Genomic DNA, 18,281 nt, shown 5'->3' on the forward strand with positions numbered 1-18,281 from the left:
GGCCCGCTTATACCATCCGGGGCGCGCCCGGCCAAACTACCGGTTCAGCAGGGCCAATATGCGCGAAAAGGGGGCGGGATCGGGGCCGAGGCCGATTGCCGCCGAAAAATGCCCCTGGTTGCGGACGAACAGGTTTTCCGGCGGAATTTGCCACTTCTCGGCGAGGCGCCGACCACCGTCATAGGGCGTCACATCGTCCCTTTCGCCGATCAACAGGACGATGTTCTCCGGGGCAACCGGCGCCGGGGCCTCGCTGTCGGTATAGCGCCCCATGCGGGCGACCGCAGCGGCGTTCCAGCCGGCCCGCTCCGCGGCCGGTGCCAAGCCGGTAATCCGCGCCAGCGATGACTGGAAGGTGAGTGCACTGACCGCATCGGTGGTGGTCAGCAGCAGCAGGCCGTCCGGCCGGGCTGCTTCCGGCCAGGTTCCCATGCGCTGTGCCGTCACCTGTGCCGTCAAGGCACCGAGGCTGATCCCACCCAGGGCAACCCGCCCGGACCCCTCTCCCCGGCACCAGGCGATGATGGCGCCCAGTTCCCGCGCCGCCTTGCGGAAATGGAGAAGGCCCGAGAGCGGCGGCCGCATGATGAAGCTCTCGCCGCCATAGGAACCGGCCGCGACACGCCGGTTGTGGCCGGGCGCGTCGGGCAGCAGGATGCGGCAACCATGGGCGGCGGCCAGTACGCGGTAGCCGCGCATGTCTCCCTTCATCATCTCCATCTCCATGCCGAGGCCATGGCCGAAGATGAGGCTGGGGAGCGGCCGGCCATCCGACCGCCGGCCCTCATAGACATGGACGTAACATTGATCGGCCGGCGCATCGGGCGAATTGAGGCGCAGCCAGTACTCCCGCACATCGGCGTGGTCGATCACCACGCTGCGCGTGACCGGAACCGGCTGGCCCAGGGCGAAGAAGCGGTCGGGATCGGAATCCAGAGTATCCAATTCGGCCAGCACCGGCACGTCGAGCCGCGCCGCGGGTACGCGCCGTCGCCGCGCGAACCACAGATAGCTGAAGCGATGTCCGAGATAATCGTGGGCCGTCGCGCGCCGGGTCCGTTCCAGGGCCGGCAGGTCGCCCGCTGTCTCGAAGGCCGCCGCTTCCCACTCTGCCTGCGCCACGAGCGCAAGCTTGCGCAGGGCGCCGGTCTGGCGCACGCGCGTCGCTATGGCAGGAGGAGTATCGGAAAGCCCGAGCTCACGCGCGAATTCGGCTTCATCGCCGCTGAACGCGGCACCCCAGCAACGGGCCGCCGGCAACAACCAGCCCATGCCCCAGAGGCACAGCGGATCGACCCAGGGTTTGGCGAACAGGCGGGCGAGAGTGGATGATTGGCTCACGCCTCGCCCCATTTTTGTCAGCTAGTCGCGCTCGTCGAGCCAGGCCATCTGGATGGCCTCGAGGATCTTCTCGTTGCTCTTCTGCGGATCGTCCTCGAAATCAGGCAGTTCCTGCACCCATTTCCAGAGGTCGGTGAAGCGCAGATTGACCACGTCGACGTCGGGATGCGCGTCCTCAAGTTCGATGGCGATGTCGTGGATGTCGGTCCAGCGCAGCTTCTTCGCCATCGGTTTTTACTTGTCCACCATCATGTTCCGGGTGGCGGAAGGCAGGCTTACCACCAGACCGTCCAGTTCCTCGGTGATGCGGATCTGGCAGCCGAGGCGCGAGGTATGGGTCAGGCCGAAAGCCAGATCCAGCATGTCCTCCTCATCCTCACTGGCTTCCACCAGCACCTCGTACCACTCCGGGTCGACCACGACATGGCAGGTCGAGCAGGCCAGCGAGCCTTCGCAGGCGCCTTCGAGATCGATGCCGTTGCGATGGGCGATTTCCAGCACGGACAGGCCCAGGGGCGCGTCGCATTCGACCCGCGTTCCGTCCTGCTTCACAAACGTCATCTTCGGCATTTCGTCTCAATCTCCTGATGGGCTCCCGCCCCCTGAAAAACCTTCATCCGGACGGGCCTACGGCGCGCCGTCAGTTGCCATACCCGCCTCGACCTCGTCAAGCCGCTGGCCCTTGAGGGCGGCCTGGATGGCCAGATCCATGCGTTTCTGGGCAAATCCATGGGTCGCCCGGTCCAGGGCCTCCATGCCGGCATGGATCCGGGCGCGGTCCTCGCCGGCGACAGCCTGGCGCAGACCCGATGCGGCCCGGTCGACTTCGCTGCGTTCCGCCGGGCCGAGCAGGCCGCCATCGGCTTTCAGGGCGGCGGCGAGCGCCAGCAGCACCCGCTCCGCCTCGACCCGGGATTCCAGCAGCAGCCGGCGCTCCATGTCCTCGCGGGCATGGGTCAGGCTGTCGCGTAGCATGGTTGCCATCTCCTCGTCGCTGAGGCCGTAGGACGGCTTCACCGCGATCTCGGCCTTGACGCCGGTGGTCCTTTCCTCGGCACTCACCGTCAGCAGGCCGTCGGCATCGACGGCAAAGGTGACGCGGATTCGCGCAGCCCCCGCCACCATCGAGGGAATGCCGGTGAGTTCGAAGCGGCCCAGCGAGCGGCAGGCATCGACCGTCTCACGCTCGCCCTGCACGGCATGGATCAGCATGCCCGTCTGGCCGTCCTGATAGGTCGTGAAATCCTGCGCCTTGGTGACTGGAATGGGCGTGTTGCGCTCGATCACCTTCTCGACGATGCCGCCCATGGTCTCAATGCCAAGCGACAGCGGAATGACGTCCAGCAGCAGCGTGTCGCTGCCGCGCGTCAGCGCATGCGCCTGCAACGCGGCGCCCACCGCAACCACCTCGTCGGGGTCAATATCGGCCAAGGGCTGCTGCTTGAAGAAATCGGCGACGAAGGCGCGCACCAACGGCACCCGGGTGGAGCCGCCCACCAGCACCACGCCCTTCACATCCGCTGCCGTCAGCCTGGCGTCCTCCAGCACCTGGCGGCAGGCGCGCAGGGTTCGCCCGATCAGCGGCTCGATCAGCACTTCGAAAGTGCCGCGGTCGATCGATTGGCGGATCTCGTGGCCGGCGATGGTGGCCTTCAACTCGGCACCTGGCGCCATCGTCAGCCGTTCCTTGGCTGCACGCGCCGCCTGCAGCAGAATCTTCGCCTCGCCGCTGGTCAGCCCGGCGATCCCCGTACGCTTCATCGCCCATTCGGCCAGGGCATGGTCGAAATCGTCGCCGCCGAGCGCGGAATCGCCGCCGGTCGCCAGCACCTGGAAAACGCCCTTCTGCAGTTTCAGAAGCGAGATGTCGAAGGTACCGCCGCCAAGATCATAGACCGCGTAGATGCCTTCCGCAGCGGAATCGAGGCCGTAAGCCAGTGCCGCCGCCGTCGGCTCGTTAACGAGGCGCAGCACCTCGAGGCCGGCCAGGCGCGCCGCGTCCTTGGTGGCGTTGCGTGCAGCATCGTCGAAATAGGCGGGTACGGTGATGACCGCCTTCTCGACGCGGTGGCCCAGTTTCTCCTCGGCGCGAGTCTTCAGAGCCTTCAGGATATCGGCCGAAATCTCGACCGGTGACACCACACGATCGCCGACCCTGAGGCGCACCATACCGCCCTTGTCGTTCTCGGCCACCTCGTAGGGCAAGGCACCGGCGAGGCGCTTCACGTCACCGAGGCCGCGCCCCATCAGTCGCTTCACCGAGGCGATCACCCGGTCCGGGTGGCGCGGCAGTTCGGCAAGCGCTGCCTTCCCGACCACAGGCTCCTCGCCGAGATACGCGACCACGGAAGGGACCAGTCCCTCGCCATGGCTGTCGCGCAGCACCTCGGGATGGGAGCCCGATACCATGGCGACAACCGAATTAGTGGTGCCAAGGTCGATGCCGATCGCCTGACTGCGCTCAAGTGCGTGCGGCTCCGGCGTCTCGCCCGGCTCATGGATCTGCAACAGCATGGTCTATTCTTCCAGCGCGGCGCGTTTCAGGCGCGCTTCTTCCAGGAGCTTGCGGGCATAGGTCAGGCGCAGCACGGCACGGTTCGCAGCGGCCAGGTCATCGGCCGCAAAGGCCTTCGAGATGACGCTCAGCAATTCGATGGCGCCCTTCCCCTCCTCCACCATCAACTGCTCGATGGCATCGACGCCCTCTGCTTCCGAGAGCGCTTCGCGCTTTTCCATCGCTTCCATCAGGAGCGCCTGATCCGCAACGGTTTTGTCGATGGTGCCTTCCGATATGATGCCGGCGAGGCGCAGCAGATACTGCGCGCGCTTCAGCGGGTCATCCAGCGTCTCGTAGGCTTCGTTGAGGGCGACCGCCTGGGATTCGGCGATGGCGCGTTCCTTGGCCGGCTTGCCGGCGAAGCGGTCCGGATGCAGCACCCGCTGGAAGCCGAGATACTGCTTCTCCAGGTGGTCGTGATCGATGTCGAAGCTGCGCTCCAGCCCCAGGCGCGCAAAATGGTCGACCGAACCGGGCGGCTGCACGGCGCCGCAGGTATGGCAGAACAGCGCGCGCCCTGCAACAGGGCCCTTGCACGCCCAGCATGAGACGAAGCCGGCGTTGGCGCCATTCCCGCCGATTTGTTGGACAACGGCCATTCCGAACTCTCAGACGTGGAAGGATTCGCCGCAGCCGCAGCGCCCCTTTTCGTTGGGATTGCGGAAGACGAAGCCGGATTGCAGCTTTTCCTCGACGAAATCCATCTCGGTGCCGAAGATGAACAGCGATGCCTTCGGATCGACCAGGATGCGGACACCGTCCTGTTCCACCATCTCGTCGCCGGTATTGCGCTCGTCGGCATATTCGATGGTGTAGGACAGGCCCGAGCAGCCCTTCGAGCGCACGCCGATGCGGATGCCGAAGGTCGGCTTGCCGCGCTTGTCGATGAGCGCGCGGACACGTTCGATCGCCGCCGGCGTCACCGTTATGGCCGTCGGCAGGGGTCTGCGTGCCGGCTTTGGCGCAGCCTTCGCTTCAGCCGACACCGGTGCCGATGTGGTGGCGTCGTTCATTCCGCTGCCTTGCCCGCCGCATTGCCGTCGGTACCGGCCGGCGAACCGCTCTTCTCGCGGTAATCCTTGATCGCCGCCTTGATCGCGTCCTCGGCCAGGACCGAGCAATGGATCTTGACCGGCGGCAGCGACAGATACTGCGCGATCTCGGTGTTCTTGATGCTCTCGGCTTCCTCGAGTGTCTTGCCCTTCACCCATTCCGTCGCGAGCGAGGAAGAGGCAATTGCCGAACCGCAACCAAAGGTCTTGAAACGCGCATCCTCGATGCGGCCGTCGGCCCCAACCTTGATCTGCAGTTTCATCACGTCGCCGCAGGCCGGCGCTCCCACCAGCCCGGTGCCGATACCGGCTTCTTCCTTCTTGAAACCGCCGACATTGCGCGGGTTCTCGTAGTGATCGACGACCTTTTCGCTATACATGGTGTTGCTCCCTTACTTTCGATGCCAGCGCCTGGCCTTGCTCAATGCTCGGACCACTGGATTGACTTGATGTCGATGCCTTGCTGCGCCATCTCCCAGAGCGGGCTCATCTCGCGGAGGCGGGAGACCGCCTCAACCAGATGTTCGACGGCATAGTCCACTTCCTGCTCGGTGGTGAAGCGGCCAAGGCCGATGCGCAGCGAGGTATGCGCCATTTCCACCTCGACGCCGAGCGCGCGGAGCACGTAGGAAGGCTCCAGCGAGGCCGAAGTACAGGCCGAACCCGACGAGACGCAGAGATCCTTGATCCCCATCATCAACCCCTCGCCCTCGACATGGGCAAAAGAGAGGTTGAGGTTGCCGGGAATACGGTGCTCGGCATCGCCGTTGAGATAGACTTCCGGCAGCCGCGCCTTGATCTGATCGAAGAAGCGGTCGCGCAGACGGCGCAGGCGCTCCGCCTCGGCGCCCATCTCCTTCTCGGCGATGGCGCAGGCCTCGCCGAGACCGACACAGAGCGGCGTCGGCAGGGTACCGGAGCGGAATCCGCGCTCCTGGCCGCCACCATGGATCAGCGCCTCCAGGCGCACGCGCGGCTTGCGCCGGACATAGAGCGCGCCGATGCCCTTGGGCCCATAGATCTTGTGGCCGGAAATAGAGAGCAGGTCGATGTTCATGGCATCGACATCGAGCGGAATCTTGCCCACCGCCTGCGCCGCATCGGTATGGAAGAAGACACCCTTCTCGCGACAGATCTTGCCGACCTCGGCCAGCGGCTGGATGACGCCGATTTCGTTGTTGACCGCCATCACCGAGACCAGCACGGTCTTCGGCGTGATCGCATTCCGCAGCACGTCGAGATCGATGAGGCCGTTCTGCTGCACCGGCAGATAGGTGACCTCGAAGCCTTCGAGTTCCAGATGCCGGCAGGAATCGAGCACGCATTTGTGCTCGGTCACCGTGGTGATGATGTGGTTCTTCTTGTCCCTGTAGAAATGCGCCACACCCTTGAGTGCCAGGTTGTTGGATTCCGTCGCCCCCGAGGTGAAAATCACCTCCTTCTCATCGGCGCCGATGATGTGGGCTACCTGGGCGCGCGCCTTCTCGACCGCGGCTTCGGCATCCCAGCCATATTTATGGTTCCGCGAATGCGGATTGCCGAAATGCTCGGTGAAAAAGGGCAGCATCGCCTCGACCACGCGCGGGTCGCACGGCGTCGTCGCCTGGTAATCCAGATAGATCGGCAGTTTCGGCACGTTGACGCCATGATCCAGGCCAGTGCTGCTGGCCGTCTTGGTGTTCTGCGTTGCCATGTTCATGATCCTGTCGTCACCCTTCTCTTCACGCTGCGGAAATGTGCGCATCCGCCGCGTCACTGCGAGCCGGCCCAGCGCGCTGCACGCGCCCCCAGGCCGCTATGAATGAATCTATGTCGGCGATGTCGTTCTGCCAGCCCAGACTGACGCGAATGGCGGAACCGGCCGTGGCCGCATCGAATCCCATGGCCGATATGACGTGGCTCGGCCGCACCTTGCCGGAGGAGCAGGCGGAACCCGCCGAGATCGCTATGCCTGACAGATCCAGCGCCATGACCAGCGTCTCGGAGGTCTTGGTGCCGCTGGCGAAGCAGGTGGTATTTGGCAGCCGCGGCACGTTGCGGCCGAATACGGTTACCGGCTGGCCGAACGACACCAGGCGGTCCTCCAGGTGATCGCGCAAGTCGGCGATCCGGTCCATGTCGTGCAGGGCGCGCGCCTCTTTTGCAGCTGCGCCGAACCCGGCGATGGCGGCGACGTTTTCGGTGCCGGCCCGGCGGTTGCGCTCCTGCCCGCCGCCGATCACCAGCGGCTCGACCGGCAAATCATCGCCGAGGATAAGGGCGCCGGCGCCCTGCGGACCACCCAGCTTGTGGGCGGAAAGGGTCATGTAGTCGACGCCGAGTTCGTTGATGTCGACCGGCACGCGGCCCACCGCCTGGGTGGCATCGCAATGCACCAGCGCCCCCTTGGTATGGGCGAGGCGCGCGATCTCCGCCACCGGCTGGATGACACCGGTCTCGTTATTGGCCAGCATGACCGAGACGAAGGCCGGCTTGCCGGCACGATCGCTCGCCCGGTCGATCAGATAGGAAAGGTGCGCCACATCGATCTCGCCGCTTCGCGCAACGCGCGCTACCTCGGCGCCAGCGAGGCGAGCCGGCTTCAATACCGATTCATGCTCGATCGCCGTGGTGACCAGTGGCCGCGCACCCCGGCTGAGCAGTGCGAGATTGTTGGCCTCGGTCCCGCCGGAGGTGAACGTGACGAGGGATGCGCGGGCACCGACCAGCGCCGCCACCTCCTCGCGCGCCTGGTCAATCCAGGCGCGGGCGCGTCGGCCGAAGGCATGGACCGACGAGGCATTGCCGAACTCGGCCAATGCCGCCGACATGGCCGCCAGCGCCGCCGGGCGCAAAGGTGCGGTCGCATTCCAGTCCATGTAGATGCCGCGCATCATGCCGTCGATCTACTCCGCTGCCGCTGCCGCTTCGGCGCCGCGCGGCTGTGCACCATTCGCTTCCGCCTTCTGGCCGTCGATCATCTGGCCGTCGATCTTGTGCGCCGTGCCGAGCACGCGCCGCTCGACCACGTCGGCGAGCGTGACCGAACTCAGGAACAGGTGGATCTGTCGCGACAGTTCCTCCCAGAGATCGTGCGTCAGGCAGCGCGACTTGTCGGAATGGCAGCCGGTTGCCGCATTGGGCTTGCAGCGGGTCGCCCGGATCGGCTCATCCACCGCGACGATCGCGTCAGCGATGCGTGTATCCTCGGCTGACCGCGCCAGCAGATAGCCGCCGCCTGGTCCCCGCACCGATTTGACGAGGCCGGCGCGGCGCAGCTTGGCAAACAGCTGCTCGAGATAGGACAGCGAGATCTCCTGGCGACCGGAAATATCCGCCAGCGAAACCGGCCGGCCCTGGCTGTGGGTGGCCAGATCGACGAGCGCCATGACGGCGTAGCGGCCTTTGGTGCTCAAGCGCATGATGTCGTCTCCTCAGCTTGGCGCGACCCGGTCGGCGGGCCCGCCATTTCAGCCGGCAGCCCTCTCAGGAGCGGCCGAAGCGGCGCGGCAGATCCGCGCCGGTATCCTGTTTCACGATGGCGGGGCTCTCCGGCGCCTCAGCGCCGCTGGTTCCCGCCGCGAATGTCTCAAGCTCGCTTTCGAGCGCCGTGATGCGGCCCTGCAGGCGCGAGATCTGGTCGAGCAGCCCCTCGATCGCGCGGGCGACCGGGTCGGGCAGATCCTGGGTCGGAATGCCATAGGCGGCGAATTCGTTGCCGCATTCTTTGGGCATGACGATCCGCGCCGGAACACCCACGGCAACGCTGTTCTCCGGCACGTTCTTGATCACCACGGCATTGCCGCCGACCCGCGCCCCCTTGCCCACCGTGATGTCGCCCAGGATCTGGGCGCCGGCGCCGACGATGACGCCGTCCTCCAGCGTCGGGTGGCGCTTCACATTGACCTGGGCCGCGGAATTGATCGACGGCGCGATGCCGCCCAGCGTTACGTCGTGATAAAGGGTGACGTCGTCGCCAATCACCGCCGTCTCGCCAATCACAACGCCCATGCCGTGATCGATGAACAGTCGCTTGCCTAGGCGCGCCCCGGGATGGATCTCGATCCCAGTCAGGAAGCGGGAAAGCTGGGAAATCATGCGCGCGATGGTCGGGAATCCGGCCAGATAGACCGGCCGCGCGAGGCGATGCAGCATGATGGCGTGGAAGCATGGATAGGTCAGCGCCACCATGAGGCGCGACTTGGCGGCGGGGTCCCGCGCCATCATTGCATCCAGTTCAGCCGTAATGTTCTTGAAAAACATCATCGCCATCGTGTTTATTAGCGCGCCGCCGGTTGGCGCCTTCAATAGCTGATTCGCTTAGTCAACTATATCGGCGCCGTCCCGGCCGGTTCGTCCGGTCAGAGTTGATATAGTATCTCCGACTACGGCGATCAAGTATTGATATCCCGGAAGGTCGGGGCGCGCGGGCCGAATACCATTGGCCTAAGTCAACTATGATCGCAAGATCAGCGCCCGCCCTGCCGGCCGAAAGTCGCGGTCCGCCGCCAACCCGTTGATCCTTATGGGCTAATTGGACGAGAGATGCCTGAAATCATCATGAACGGCCCTGAAGGCCGGCTGGAAGGCCGCTATCAGCAGGCGAGTTCTCCCAACGCCCCCATTGCCCTCATGCTGCACCCGCACCCGCAGCATGGCGGCACCATGAACAACAAGGTGGTCTACACCCTCTACCAGTGCTTCCAGCAGCGTGGCTTTTCGGTGCTGCGCTTCAACTTCCGCGGCGTCGGCCGTTCCCAGGGCAAGTTCGATCGCGGCGAGGGCGAATTGTCGGACGCCGCGGCGGCACTCGACTGGCTGCAGACCTGGAACCCCAATGCGCCGCAATGCTGGATCGCCGGCTTTTCCTTCGGCGCCTGGATCGGCATGCAGCTGCTGATGCGCCGGCCGGAGATCTCCGGCTTCATCTCCGTGGCGCCGCCCGCCAACATCTATGATTTCAGTTTCCTGGCCCCCTGCCCATCCTCGGGCCTCGTCATCCAGGGCGACCAGGATTCGGTGGTGCCGCAGGAATCGGTGCAGAAGCTGGTGACCAAGCTCACTCATCAGCGCGGCATCAAGATCGACTACCAGATCGTGCCCGGCGCCTCGCATTTCTTCACCGAGCATCTCGACGATCTCACCCGCATCACCAACACCTATCTCGACGACGCCCTGCCGGAAGCCGCGGCCAAGGCCCGCGCCGGGAAATAACTCCGGCTGCCAGTGCGGCGAGCGCGCCTTACGGAATCGGTTCGATCCTTGTGTTGACCGCAACCTTCAGGGTGCGCTCGCGATAGAGCACGAAGAGCCCGCTGGCGATGATGATGACATTGCCGAAGATGATGGGCGGCGTCGGCTTGTCGGCAAAGACGATCCACCCGAAGAGGCTCGCCCAGAAGATCGCCGAGTACTGGAAGGGCGCCAGCAGCGAGGCAGGCGCCAGCGCCAGCGCCTTGGTGATCAGCATGAAGCAGCCGCAGGCGACGAGGCCGACCAGGGCCATCAGGAAGAAATCGAACGCATTCGGCGTCACCCAGCCGACCGGGCTCAGCACCGCGCCCAAAATGCCGCAGCCGATGAACTGCCACGCCACCAGGGTCAGCCAGTGGCAATCGCTGAGGCGCCTTGTGATGACCATCGCAAGCGCGAAGCAGGCGGCCCCGGTGAGGGCCACCAGCGCCGAGAGCGAAAAGGCCGCCGAGGTCGGCTGCAGGGCGACGATGACGCCGATGAAGCCGGTAACAATCGCCCCCCAGCGCTTCAGCCCCACCTTCTCCTTCAGCAGCAGGGCGGAGGCCGCCGTGATGATCAGCGGCGCCGACATATAGAAGGTCATGACGTCGGCAAGCGGCAGCGCCTTGGTGGAGAAGTAGAAGCAATAGCTGTCGCCGGCCAGAAGCAGGATGCGCAGGCCATGCAGCCGCCCTTGCCCCGCCGGCACTCTCAGCGTGGCGCCCACCGCACGGCCAAGACCCAGCAGCAGCAGCCCCGCGCCCAGCGACCGGATCAGCATCACCTCGGCCACGGAGAATTCGGCCACCAGCCACTTTCCCAGCGCATCATTGGCCGCGAACAGCGCCACCCCGGCGAGGTAAAGCGCGATGCCGGTGCCGTGGCCGGCGGTGGACGTGGTGGTCATGCGGGGAGGTTCCGGTTTGAAGATATTGCGTGGGTGCGATCGGCTGCCAGCACTCTGTCATGGCCGGCGCAGGCGAGCCATCCACGAATTGTTTACACCAAATCCAATGGAACGCGGAGATCACCCACCCGGGCGAAAATGCATTTCATGAGCTTCCATCCCATCCGGCACGTCGGCCCAGCCGCGCGATGAGCTCAGGAAGATGTGGCGGAAGGGTATGCCGCTCGCTTTCAGGAAGGCGGGATCGTCGAACGCACCGGCCGGCAGCGAGCGGACCTCCGGCGCCACCTCCAGCGTCAGCCCCAGATTGGTGCCGCAGGTACCGCAGAAATGCTGGTCGAGCCAGCGGCCCGAAAGATCAGAACGGTGGCGATAGACGCGCAGCGCCTCGCCGCTGACCGTAACACGGTCCTTGGGATAGACCGCCTCGGTGCCGAAGGCCGAGCCGGTGCGCCGCTGGCACCAGGTGCAATGACACATCGTGACTCGCTCCGGATCGCCCAGTACCAAGAACCGCACGGCACCGCAGACGCATCCGCCTTCGTGACGTACTGTCATGGCCTCGATCCTCCAGCAGTTTCCTGCGCCGCAATCGCGTGGCGATGCAGCCGGCCACCCGTCATCGGCACAGGGACACCCGTCGTGGTCGGGAAGCTGATCGGCAGCCCGGCGAGGCTGCGGAGCGCCAGATAGGCGAAGGCCTGGGCTTCCAGCGCGTCCCCGTTCCAGCCCATTTCATCGACGCCCTTCACTGGCGCGTCGAGGCGCTCCTCCAATGCTTCCATGAGGACCGGGTTGTGCCGACCACCGCCGCAGACCAGCCAAACTTGCGGCATTTCGGGGAAGAGATAGAGGCTGCGCGCGATGGCGGCGGCGGTGAAGGCGGTAAGCGTCGCCGCACCATCCGCGGGTGATAGCCGATCGGCGACTTCGGAATGGAAGGCGTTGCGGTCGAGGGATTTCGGCGCCGGCAGATCGAAATAGGGGTGGCTCAGCAATGTTGCCAGCACGTCCTCATCGATGCGTCCACCACGTGCCAGCACACCACCGAGATCGACCGGCCGCCCCTCATGCCGCTGCGTCCAGTCGTCAATGAGGGCATTGCCGGGCCCGGTATCGAAGGCCAGCAGGCTGCCATCGCGCCCGATCCAGGTGACATTGGCGACGCCGCCGATATTGAGGACCGCGATGGGGCGCGGCACCTCCGGCGGCAGCATCGCGGCCAGCGCCTGGTGGAAGACGGGCACCAGCGGAGCCCCCTGCCCGCCCGCCGCCACGTCGGCCGAGCGAAAATCATCGACCACATCAATCCCGGTGAGGCTGGCCAGCAGGGCCCCGTCGCCAATCTGCCATGTGCGGCGCTCATGGGGCGCGTGCAGGATGGTCTGGCCGTGGAAGCCAATGACATGGATCCCGGATGGCGCCATACCCGCCATCTGGAGCAATCTCCGGACCGCCGCAGCATGGCGCTGGGTCAGCTCTCGCGCCACGGCGTCTATCTCGGCTTCCGGCGCCCTGCCGCCATAGCAGGCCTTGATGCGGTTCCCGAAGGCCCGGTCATAGGGTTCCGACGAGGCCGGGCCGAATTCATGGACCGCATCCGCCTCCGCCCGGATCAGCGCCGCATCGACCCCGTCGGCGCTGGTCCCGCTCATCAGCCCGATTGCCCATTTTCCCGCCATTTACCTGATTCCCAATCGATTTTGACCCGGCTTGGCCGCTTCTTCCGGAATGTGTTACATGACCGCCCGCAACACAAGTCACGCCGAACCGAGACCGATCATGTTCCAGCCCAAATCCCCCTTCCTGCGCGAATTCATCGCCCGCGGCTACATGCACCAGTGCACCGCGCTCGAGGAACTCGACGCGCGCCTCCTGGACAGCGCCAAGGCGGGACCGCTGGTCGCCTATATCGGCTTCGACGCCACGGCGGATTCGCTCCATGTCGGCTCCATGGTGCAGATCATGATGCTGCGCCTGCTGCAGAAATCGGGCGGCAAGCCGATCGTCCTGATGGGTGGCGGCACCACCAAGGTGGGCGACCCCACCGGCCGCGACGACATGAGAAAGGTCCTGAGCGACGACGACATCGCCCGCAACATCGCCGGCATCAAGAAGGTGTTCTCGCAGTTTCTCACCTTCGGCGACGGCCCGACGGATGCCGTCATGGTCAACAATGCCGACTGGCTGGACCAGCTCAACTATCTCGGCTTCCTGCGCGACTACGGACGCCACTTCTCGGTCAACCGCATGCTCGGCTTCGATTCCGTGAAACTGCGGCTCGAGCGCGAGCAGGCGCTGACTTTCCTCGAATTCAACTACATGATCCTCCAGGCCTATGATTTCCTGGAGCTGGCACGGCGTCACAACTGCACCCTGCAGCTAGGCGGCTCCGACCAGTGGGGCAATATCGTCAATGGCGTCGAGCTGGGGCGCCGCTGCGACGACAAAACTCTCTATGGCCTCACCTCGCCGCTGATTACCCTCTCCTCCGGCGCCAAGATGGGCAAGACGGCGGCGGGCGCCGTCTGGCTCAACGAGGAACGCCTCTCGGCCTATGATTACTGGCAGTTCTGGCGCAACACCGAGGACGCCGATGTCGGCCGCTTCCTGCGCCTCTTCACCGAACTGCCCCTCTACGAGATCGAGCGGCTGGAATCCCTCGAAGGCGCCGAGATCAACGAGGCGAAAATCGTCCTCGCGAATGCGGCAACCGCGATGTGCCGGGGTGCAGAGGCCGCCAGAAGCGCCGAGGCGACCGCGCGCAAGGTCTTCGCCGAAGGTGGCCTTGGCGGCGATCTGCCGGTGATCACGGTGGCGCAGGCGGCACTCGATTCCGGCCTGCCGGTGATCGATCTGCTGGTCCAGGCCGGGCTTGCCACGTCAAAATCGGACGCGCGCCGCCTCATCAAGGGGAACGGCGCCCGCCTCAACGACCAGGCGATCGGCGATGACGCGATGAAGGCCTCAACCAGCGATCTCAATGCCGAGGGCGTCATCAAGCTTTCGGCCGGCAAGAAGAAGCATGTCGTCGTGAAGGTTGGCTAGGCCCTACTTCCGCCAGGCCTTCAGGCGCCTTGCGGCCTCGGCCATGTCCCCGGTCGCGCCGCTGAAGCAGAAGCGCATGAAGTGGCGCCCGCGCGCCGGGTCGAAATCGATGCCGGGCGTCGCGGCGACGCCGGTTTCCGCCAGCATGCGGCGGCAGAAGGCCAAGCTGTCATCGGTCAGCCCAGATACGTCGGCATAGATGTAGAAGGCGCCATCGGTCGTCACCAGTTTGCCGAATCCCGCGCCGGGCAGCTCGTTCAACAGCAATTCGCGGTTGCGGCCATAGCGCGCGACATTGGCCTGCAATTCCTCATGGGCGTCGAAGGCGGCGATCCCGGCCAGTTGCGAGAGGGTCGGCGCCGAGATGAAGAAATTCTGCAGAAGGCGCTCGACCGGCTTCACCAGATCGTCAGGCAACACCATCCAGCCGAGGCGCCAGCCGGTCATGCTGAAATATTTCGAGAAACTGTTGATGACGATAGCGCCGTCCAGATCGGCCGCCGTCGCCGCCTCGGTGCCGAAGGTAATCCCGTGATAGATCTCGTCCGAGACCAGACGGACACCCTTTCGCCCACACCAGGCGGCGATGCCGCCGAGGTCGGCTTGGCCCACCACCGCCCCCACCGGATTGGATGGCGAGGCGATGATGAGTCCGTCGATCCTTCCTGCCGTATCAAGCTGCGCCAGCGTCGGCTGGAACTTGGTCTCCGCTTGCGTCTCGATCAGCACCGGATCGAGACCGAGGGCGCTGAGGATATGGCGATAGCAGGGATAGCCAGGAGCCGCCAGCGCCACGCGGTCGCCAGGATCGAAGGCCGCCAGGAAGGCCAGCAGGAATCCGCCGGAGGACCCCGTCGTCACCGCAATTCGTTCCGGTGCCACTGCCGCATCATAGAACTCGCGGTAGTGCTGGGCGATCCGCCGGCGCAATTGCGGCACCCCCAAGGCATCGGTATAGCCGATGAGGTCGCCCGCCAGCGCGCGTGCCGCCGCCTCACGCACCTTCACCGGAGCCGGTGTAGAAGGCTGGCCGACCTCCATATGGATGATGTCGCCGCCCTCGGCCACGCGCTCATTGGCGGCGCGCATCACCTCCATCACGATGAACGGGTCGATGGCGGCCCGCTGCGCGATCTTCAGGGTCATCGCGCGGCCCGTCAGTCCTCACCCAGGATCGTGGCAAGGCCGTTGCCGCGGTAATCGTTCCTGAGCTGGCAGGTATCCGGGCTGCTCGGCGTGCCGCGGCTGCAGAAGATGCTGTTGAGGCGACCGAGGCTCAGCCCGCCGGCTTCGTCATAGCTCTGACCGGCGCCATCGTCGAAGGCGCGTGGCAGCTGCATCGCCTGGTCGAGCGGCAACGCGCGGCGCATAACGGCGTCGAGCACCAGAGCCTGGGCCAGCGCCCCCGGGGCGCCGCCAGCGGCGGCGCTGGCGAAATAGAGCTGGCCGTTGAACTTGCTGCCCACCATGACGGGCGCAAGGGCCGAGAAGCCGATGCCCTGATCATTGGGCGCCGGCGCCAGGATGATACCGGTCCCCGGCGCCGTCCGCGCGGCCCCGAATGGCGCGTTCATGGTGAAGGCGCAGGCGACCGCAACGCCATCCGAATCAACCGCCACCACCGTGGCGGCACTCGGATTTTCCGTGGCACCGCCGAGCCCTTCCTGCTGCGCCCGCGCCGGCATCAGCTGGCGCGACACATTCGCCTGGGCGCCGGGGGAATTGTCGCCCGAGAACTGGCCCATCGCCTGCGCCACCAGCGAGCCACCGGACGGGGCCGATGTGGTCCACAGGCTGAGGTCGAGGAAGGGCGTATCGACCGGCGCATAGATCTGGACCTTGTGGTTGCGCAGATCATCGATGGTCAACGGGGCGCCGATGGCCTGGGCGCCGTCGGCGATCTTCTGGCCAAGCAGCCCGCTGTAGAACCCGTTGACGCCGAGGGCCCGCACCTGGCCGAGCGAAGCGCCCAGTTCCGGCTGGCGGAAATTGTCGCCCTCCTTCAGCGGCGCGCCGTTGAGGTCGTGAAACACCGCGGCAAGCGCCGGATCCTCGCGCAGCGTATAATCGAATTCCTGCAGGTCGCGCGCCAGCGCCTTGGGCACCGTGGAGCCGGAGAGGGCAAGATTCTCGGCCGGGCCAACCAGTCCGGCAAACGGCAGGTTGCCATAGCGCGCGTTGAGCGCCGCCATGCCCCGCACATTGCCTGGAACGGCGACCTGACCGGCCGCGGCAGCGCGCGGCAGGAAATCGATCACGTCGGTCCGCTTTTCTTCGGCGTCGTGGGCGATGCAGACACCGCCGCCGCCAAGCCCCGCGGCCGACGGCATCAGGACCGACATGGCGAAATAGGCGGCCACGGCCCCATCGGCCGCGTTCCCGCCATTGGCGATGACAGTCCGGCCGATAAGTGCCGCGCGCGGGTCGTCGGCTACGACGCCGGCCCGGAAGCCGTCGATCTGGGTCGCGTCGGAGGCGATCGAGCGCGTGTTTTCGCAAGCGGTCAGCAGCGGCAAGATGGCAATTCCCGCCAGGGCGGCGAGACGTCGCACCGTCCATGCAGGGTCGCCGTTCCCGGGGTGGCGGTGCTTGCTGTCGCCCCGGGGGCAATTAAGATGGTTCGCTGGCATTTCCGGCTCCGGCATGGTCGTTCTTGAATATCGTCTTGAAGTTGCCCCATTTTCCCGGTCCGATACAGATAGCGGGGCCCAACCCAGGGGCCGGAGCATAGAGAAGGAAACCCGGCTTGATCAACCGAGCGAATTTGCGCCGAATGCTGGCCGGCCTGATGGCCCTGCTGCTGGTGATCCCGGCCGTCGGTCCGGTCCAGGCGCAATCGCGGCCGATCAGCCTGCTGCGGGATGCCGAGACCGAGACCCTGATCCGCGACTATGCCGATCCGCTCTTCCGGGCCGCCGGCCTCGACCCCGCCGGCATCCGCGTGTTCCTCGTCAACGATGATTCGATCAATGCCTTCGTCGCCGGCGGCATGCGCATGTTCATTCATACCGGCCTTCTGCTGCGGGCCGACAATGCCAACCAGGTGATCGGCGTCATCGCCCATGAAACCGGCCACATCGCCGGCGCGCACCTGTCGCGAATCCAGGACGAACTGCGCAATGCGACGATCGAACAGATTATCGGCATGGTCCTGGGCGGGGCCGCAGCAGCAGCCAGCGGCAATGCCGGTGCCGTGGTCGCCGGATCGTCGCTGGGCAGCGAGATCGCGAGGCGCAACCTGCTCAAATACACGCGGACCATGGAATCTGCCGCCGACCAGGCCGGCATGAGCTATCTCGATGCCACCAAGCAGTCATCACGCGGCTTGCTGGAGTTCTTCGGCAAGCTGGCGGGACAGGAGTTCCTCTCCGAGCCGCGCGACCCCTATCTGCGCACGCATCCGCTGACCAGCGACCGCATCGATTCGGTGCAGCAGCATGTCGACCAATCGCCCTTTAGCGCAATCACGGACGCACCCGACCTGCAGGCACGCCACCAGCGCATGGTGGCCAAGCTGAAGGGTTATCTCTGGCCGCTCTCGCGGGTCGAGCAGGAATACCCGCCGAGCGACACCTCGGTGCCGGCCCGCTATGCCCGCGCCGTGGCACTCTACCGCGCCAGCCAGATGCAGGAGGCGGTCAAGCTGATGGACAGCCTGCTGGCGGAAGCGCCGGACGACCCCTATTTTCTCGAGCAAAAGGGGCAGATCCTCTATGACAGCGGCCAGTTGGCGGCCGCCCTGCCGGTCTATACCCAAGCCTATGAGCGGGCGCCCCAGCAGACCATGATCGCCATGGGCCTGGCCCAGGTCGAGATTGGGCTGGAGCAGCCGGATTTCGACCTCTCCGCCATCCGCCGCCTGGAGGAGATCACGCGGGTCGAACCGCGCAATTCCCGCGTCTGGTATCTGCTGTCGGTGGCCTATGGCCGCAGCGGCAATCTGCCGATGGCACATCTGGCTCTGGCCGAACAGGCGATGGCGCAGGGCGACCCGGAAACGGCCTGGGGCCAGGCGAAGCGCGCGCTGGAAGGATTTGACACAGGCTCGCCGGGCTGGCTGCGCGCCAACGACGTGATCGGCGAGGCACAGCAGCGACTGGATCGCTACGAGGGGCCGTAACAAGCGCTGCCCCGAGAAAGAGTAAGTGAACGGGACAAGAAT

At 65.6% G+C, this 18,281-nt stretch carries 19 protein-coding genes; 3 read left to right on the plus strand and 16 right to left on the minus strand.

From position 1 onward, the window contains the following. Nucleotides 1-36 precede the first annotated feature (36 nt). From A8950_RS13495 to epsC, 11 genes are all read right to left on the minus strand, one after another. On the minus strand, nucleotides 37-1,341 hold the full coding sequence (locus A8950_RS13495; protein ID WP_133614206.1) for an alpha/beta hydrolase: 1,305 nt from the start codon (nucleotides 1,339-1,341) through the stop codon (nucleotides 37-39). A 21-nt stretch (nucleotides 1,342-1,362) separates the two neighbouring features. Beyond that, complete coding sequence (iscX, locus tag A8950_RS13500) at nucleotides 1,363-1,569, minus strand: Fe-S cluster assembly protein IscX (RefSeq protein WP_208109861.1); 207 nt, start codon at nucleotides 1,567-1,569, stop codon at nucleotides 1,363-1,365. 6 nt (nucleotides 1,570-1,575) lie between these two features. Continuing rightward, entirely contained in the window at nucleotides 1,576-1,911 is a 336-nt protein-coding gene (locus A8950_RS13505) for a ferredoxin family 2Fe-2S iron-sulfur cluster binding protein (protein ID WP_133614207.1), read from the minus strand. 57 nt (nucleotides 1,912-1,968) lie between these two features. Beyond that, complete coding sequence (hscA, locus tag A8950_RS13510; RefSeq protein ID WP_133614208.1) at nucleotides 1,969-3,855, minus strand: Fe-S protein assembly chaperone HscA; 1,887 nt, start codon at nucleotides 3,853-3,855, stop codon at nucleotides 1,969-1,971. Between the two features lie 3 nt (nucleotides 3,856-3,858). Then, on the minus strand, nucleotides 3,859-4,497 hold the full coding sequence (hscB, locus tag A8950_RS13515; protein ID WP_133614209.1) for a Fe-S protein assembly co-chaperone HscB: 639 nt from the start codon (nucleotides 4,495-4,497) through the stop codon (nucleotides 3,859-3,861). Between the two features lie 9 nt (nucleotides 4,498-4,506). After that, the gene (locus A8950_RS13520) at nucleotides 4,507-4,911 is read right to left on the minus strand and encodes a HesB/IscA family protein (protein ID WP_133614210.1); all 405 of its coding nucleotides are present in this window, start codon (nucleotides 4,909-4,911) and stop codon (nucleotides 4,507-4,509) included. Further along, on the minus strand, nucleotides 4,908-5,330 hold the full coding sequence (iscU, locus tag A8950_RS13525) for a Fe-S cluster assembly scaffold IscU (protein WP_133614211.1): 423 nt from the start codon (nucleotides 5,328-5,330) through the stop codon (nucleotides 4,908-4,910). Before iscU ends, A8950_RS13520 begins: the two co-directional genes overlap by 4 nt. Nucleotides 5,331-5,371: 41 nt before the next feature. Beyond that, nucleotides 5,372-6,643 (minus strand): IscS subfamily cysteine desulfurase, encoded by a 1,272-nt coding sequence (locus A8950_RS13530; RefSeq protein WP_133614212.1) that lies wholly within the window; start codon nucleotides 6,641-6,643, stop codon nucleotides 5,372-5,374. A gap of 28 nt (nucleotides 6,644-6,671) precedes the next feature. Beyond that, a complete protein-coding gene (locus A8950_RS13535; protein WP_133614213.1) occupies nucleotides 6,672-7,826 on the minus strand; it encodes a cysteine desulfurase family protein in 1,155 nt (384 codons plus the stop codon). Between the two features lie 9 nt (nucleotides 7,827-7,835). Then, nucleotides 7,836-8,351, minus strand: a complete 516-nt coding sequence (locus tag A8950_RS13540; protein ID WP_133614214.1) for an Rrf2 family transcriptional regulator — start codon at nucleotides 8,349-8,351, stop codon at nucleotides 7,836-7,838. 64 nt (nucleotides 8,352-8,415) lie between these two features. After that, complete coding sequence (gene epsC, locus A8950_RS13545) at nucleotides 8,416-9,201, minus strand: serine O-acetyltransferase EpsC (protein ID WP_243735639.1); 786 nt, start codon at nucleotides 9,199-9,201, stop codon at nucleotides 8,416-8,418. A gap of 273 nt (nucleotides 9,202-9,474) precedes the next feature. Between epsC and A8950_RS13550 the strand changes: the two genes are divergently transcribed. After that, nucleotides 9,475-10,143, plus strand: a complete 669-nt coding sequence (locus A8950_RS13550) for an alpha/beta hydrolase (RefSeq protein WP_133614215.1) — start codon at nucleotides 9,475-9,477, stop codon at nucleotides 10,141-10,143. Nucleotides 10,144-10,171: 28 nt separating this feature from the next. Here the strand turns inward: A8950_RS13550 and A8950_RS13555 are convergent, their stop codons facing one another. From A8950_RS13555 to A8950_RS13565, 3 genes are all read right to left on the minus strand, one after another. Continuing rightward, on the minus strand, nucleotides 10,172-11,071 hold the full coding sequence (locus tag A8950_RS13555; protein ID WP_133614216.1) for a DMT family transporter: 900 nt from the start codon (nucleotides 11,069-11,071) through the stop codon (nucleotides 10,172-10,174). A 120-nt stretch (nucleotides 11,072-11,191) separates the two neighbouring features. Next, a complete protein-coding gene (locus A8950_RS13560; protein ID WP_133614217.1) occupies nucleotides 11,192-11,629 on the minus strand; it encodes a GFA family protein in 438 nt (145 codons plus the stop codon). Next, nucleotides 11,626-12,753: an anhydro-N-acetylmuramic acid kinase gene (locus tag A8950_RS13565; protein WP_133614218.1), complete on the minus strand. Its 1,128-nt coding sequence runs from the start codon at nucleotides 12,751-12,753 to the stop codon at nucleotides 11,626-11,628. Before A8950_RS13565 ends, A8950_RS13560 begins: the two co-directional genes overlap by 4 nt. A 100-nt stretch (nucleotides 12,754-12,853) precedes the next feature. Here A8950_RS13565 and tyrS point away from each other — a divergent pair, with 100 nt between their 5' ends. Further along, on the plus strand, nucleotides 12,854-14,119 hold the full coding sequence (gene tyrS / locus A8950_RS13570; protein WP_133614219.1) for a tyrosine--tRNA ligase: 1,266 nt from the start codon (nucleotides 12,854-12,856) through the stop codon (nucleotides 14,117-14,119). Between the two features lie 3 nt (nucleotides 14,120-14,122). Here tyrS and A8950_RS13575 read toward each other — a convergent pair whose 3' ends face one another. Together A8950_RS13575 and A8950_RS13580 are read right to left on the minus strand one after the other, a co-directional pair. Beyond that, a complete protein-coding gene (locus A8950_RS13575) occupies nucleotides 14,123-15,265 on the minus strand; it encodes a pyridoxal phosphate-dependent aminotransferase (RefSeq protein ID WP_133614220.1) in 1,143 nt (380 codons plus the stop codon). An 11-nt stretch (nucleotides 15,266-15,276) separates the two neighbouring features. Beyond that, the gene (locus A8950_RS13580; RefSeq protein WP_166645171.1) at nucleotides 15,277-16,671 is read right to left on the minus strand and encodes a gamma-glutamyltransferase; all 1,395 of its coding nucleotides are present in this window, start codon (nucleotides 16,669-16,671) and stop codon (nucleotides 15,277-15,279) included. Between the two features lie 194 nt (nucleotides 16,672-16,865). Between A8950_RS13580 and A8950_RS13585 the strand changes: the two genes are divergently transcribed. Further along, the gene (locus A8950_RS13585; protein WP_243735641.1) at nucleotides 16,866-18,239 is read left to right on the plus strand and encodes a M48 family metalloprotease; all 1,374 of its coding nucleotides are present in this window, start codon (nucleotides 16,866-16,868) and stop codon (nucleotides 18,237-18,239) included. Nucleotides 18,240-18,281: the final 42 nt, after the last annotated feature.

This window comes from Dongia mobilis, assembly GCF_004363235.1.
GTDB lineage: Bacteria > Pseudomonadota > Alphaproteobacteria > Dongiales > Dongiaceae > Dongia > Dongia mobilis.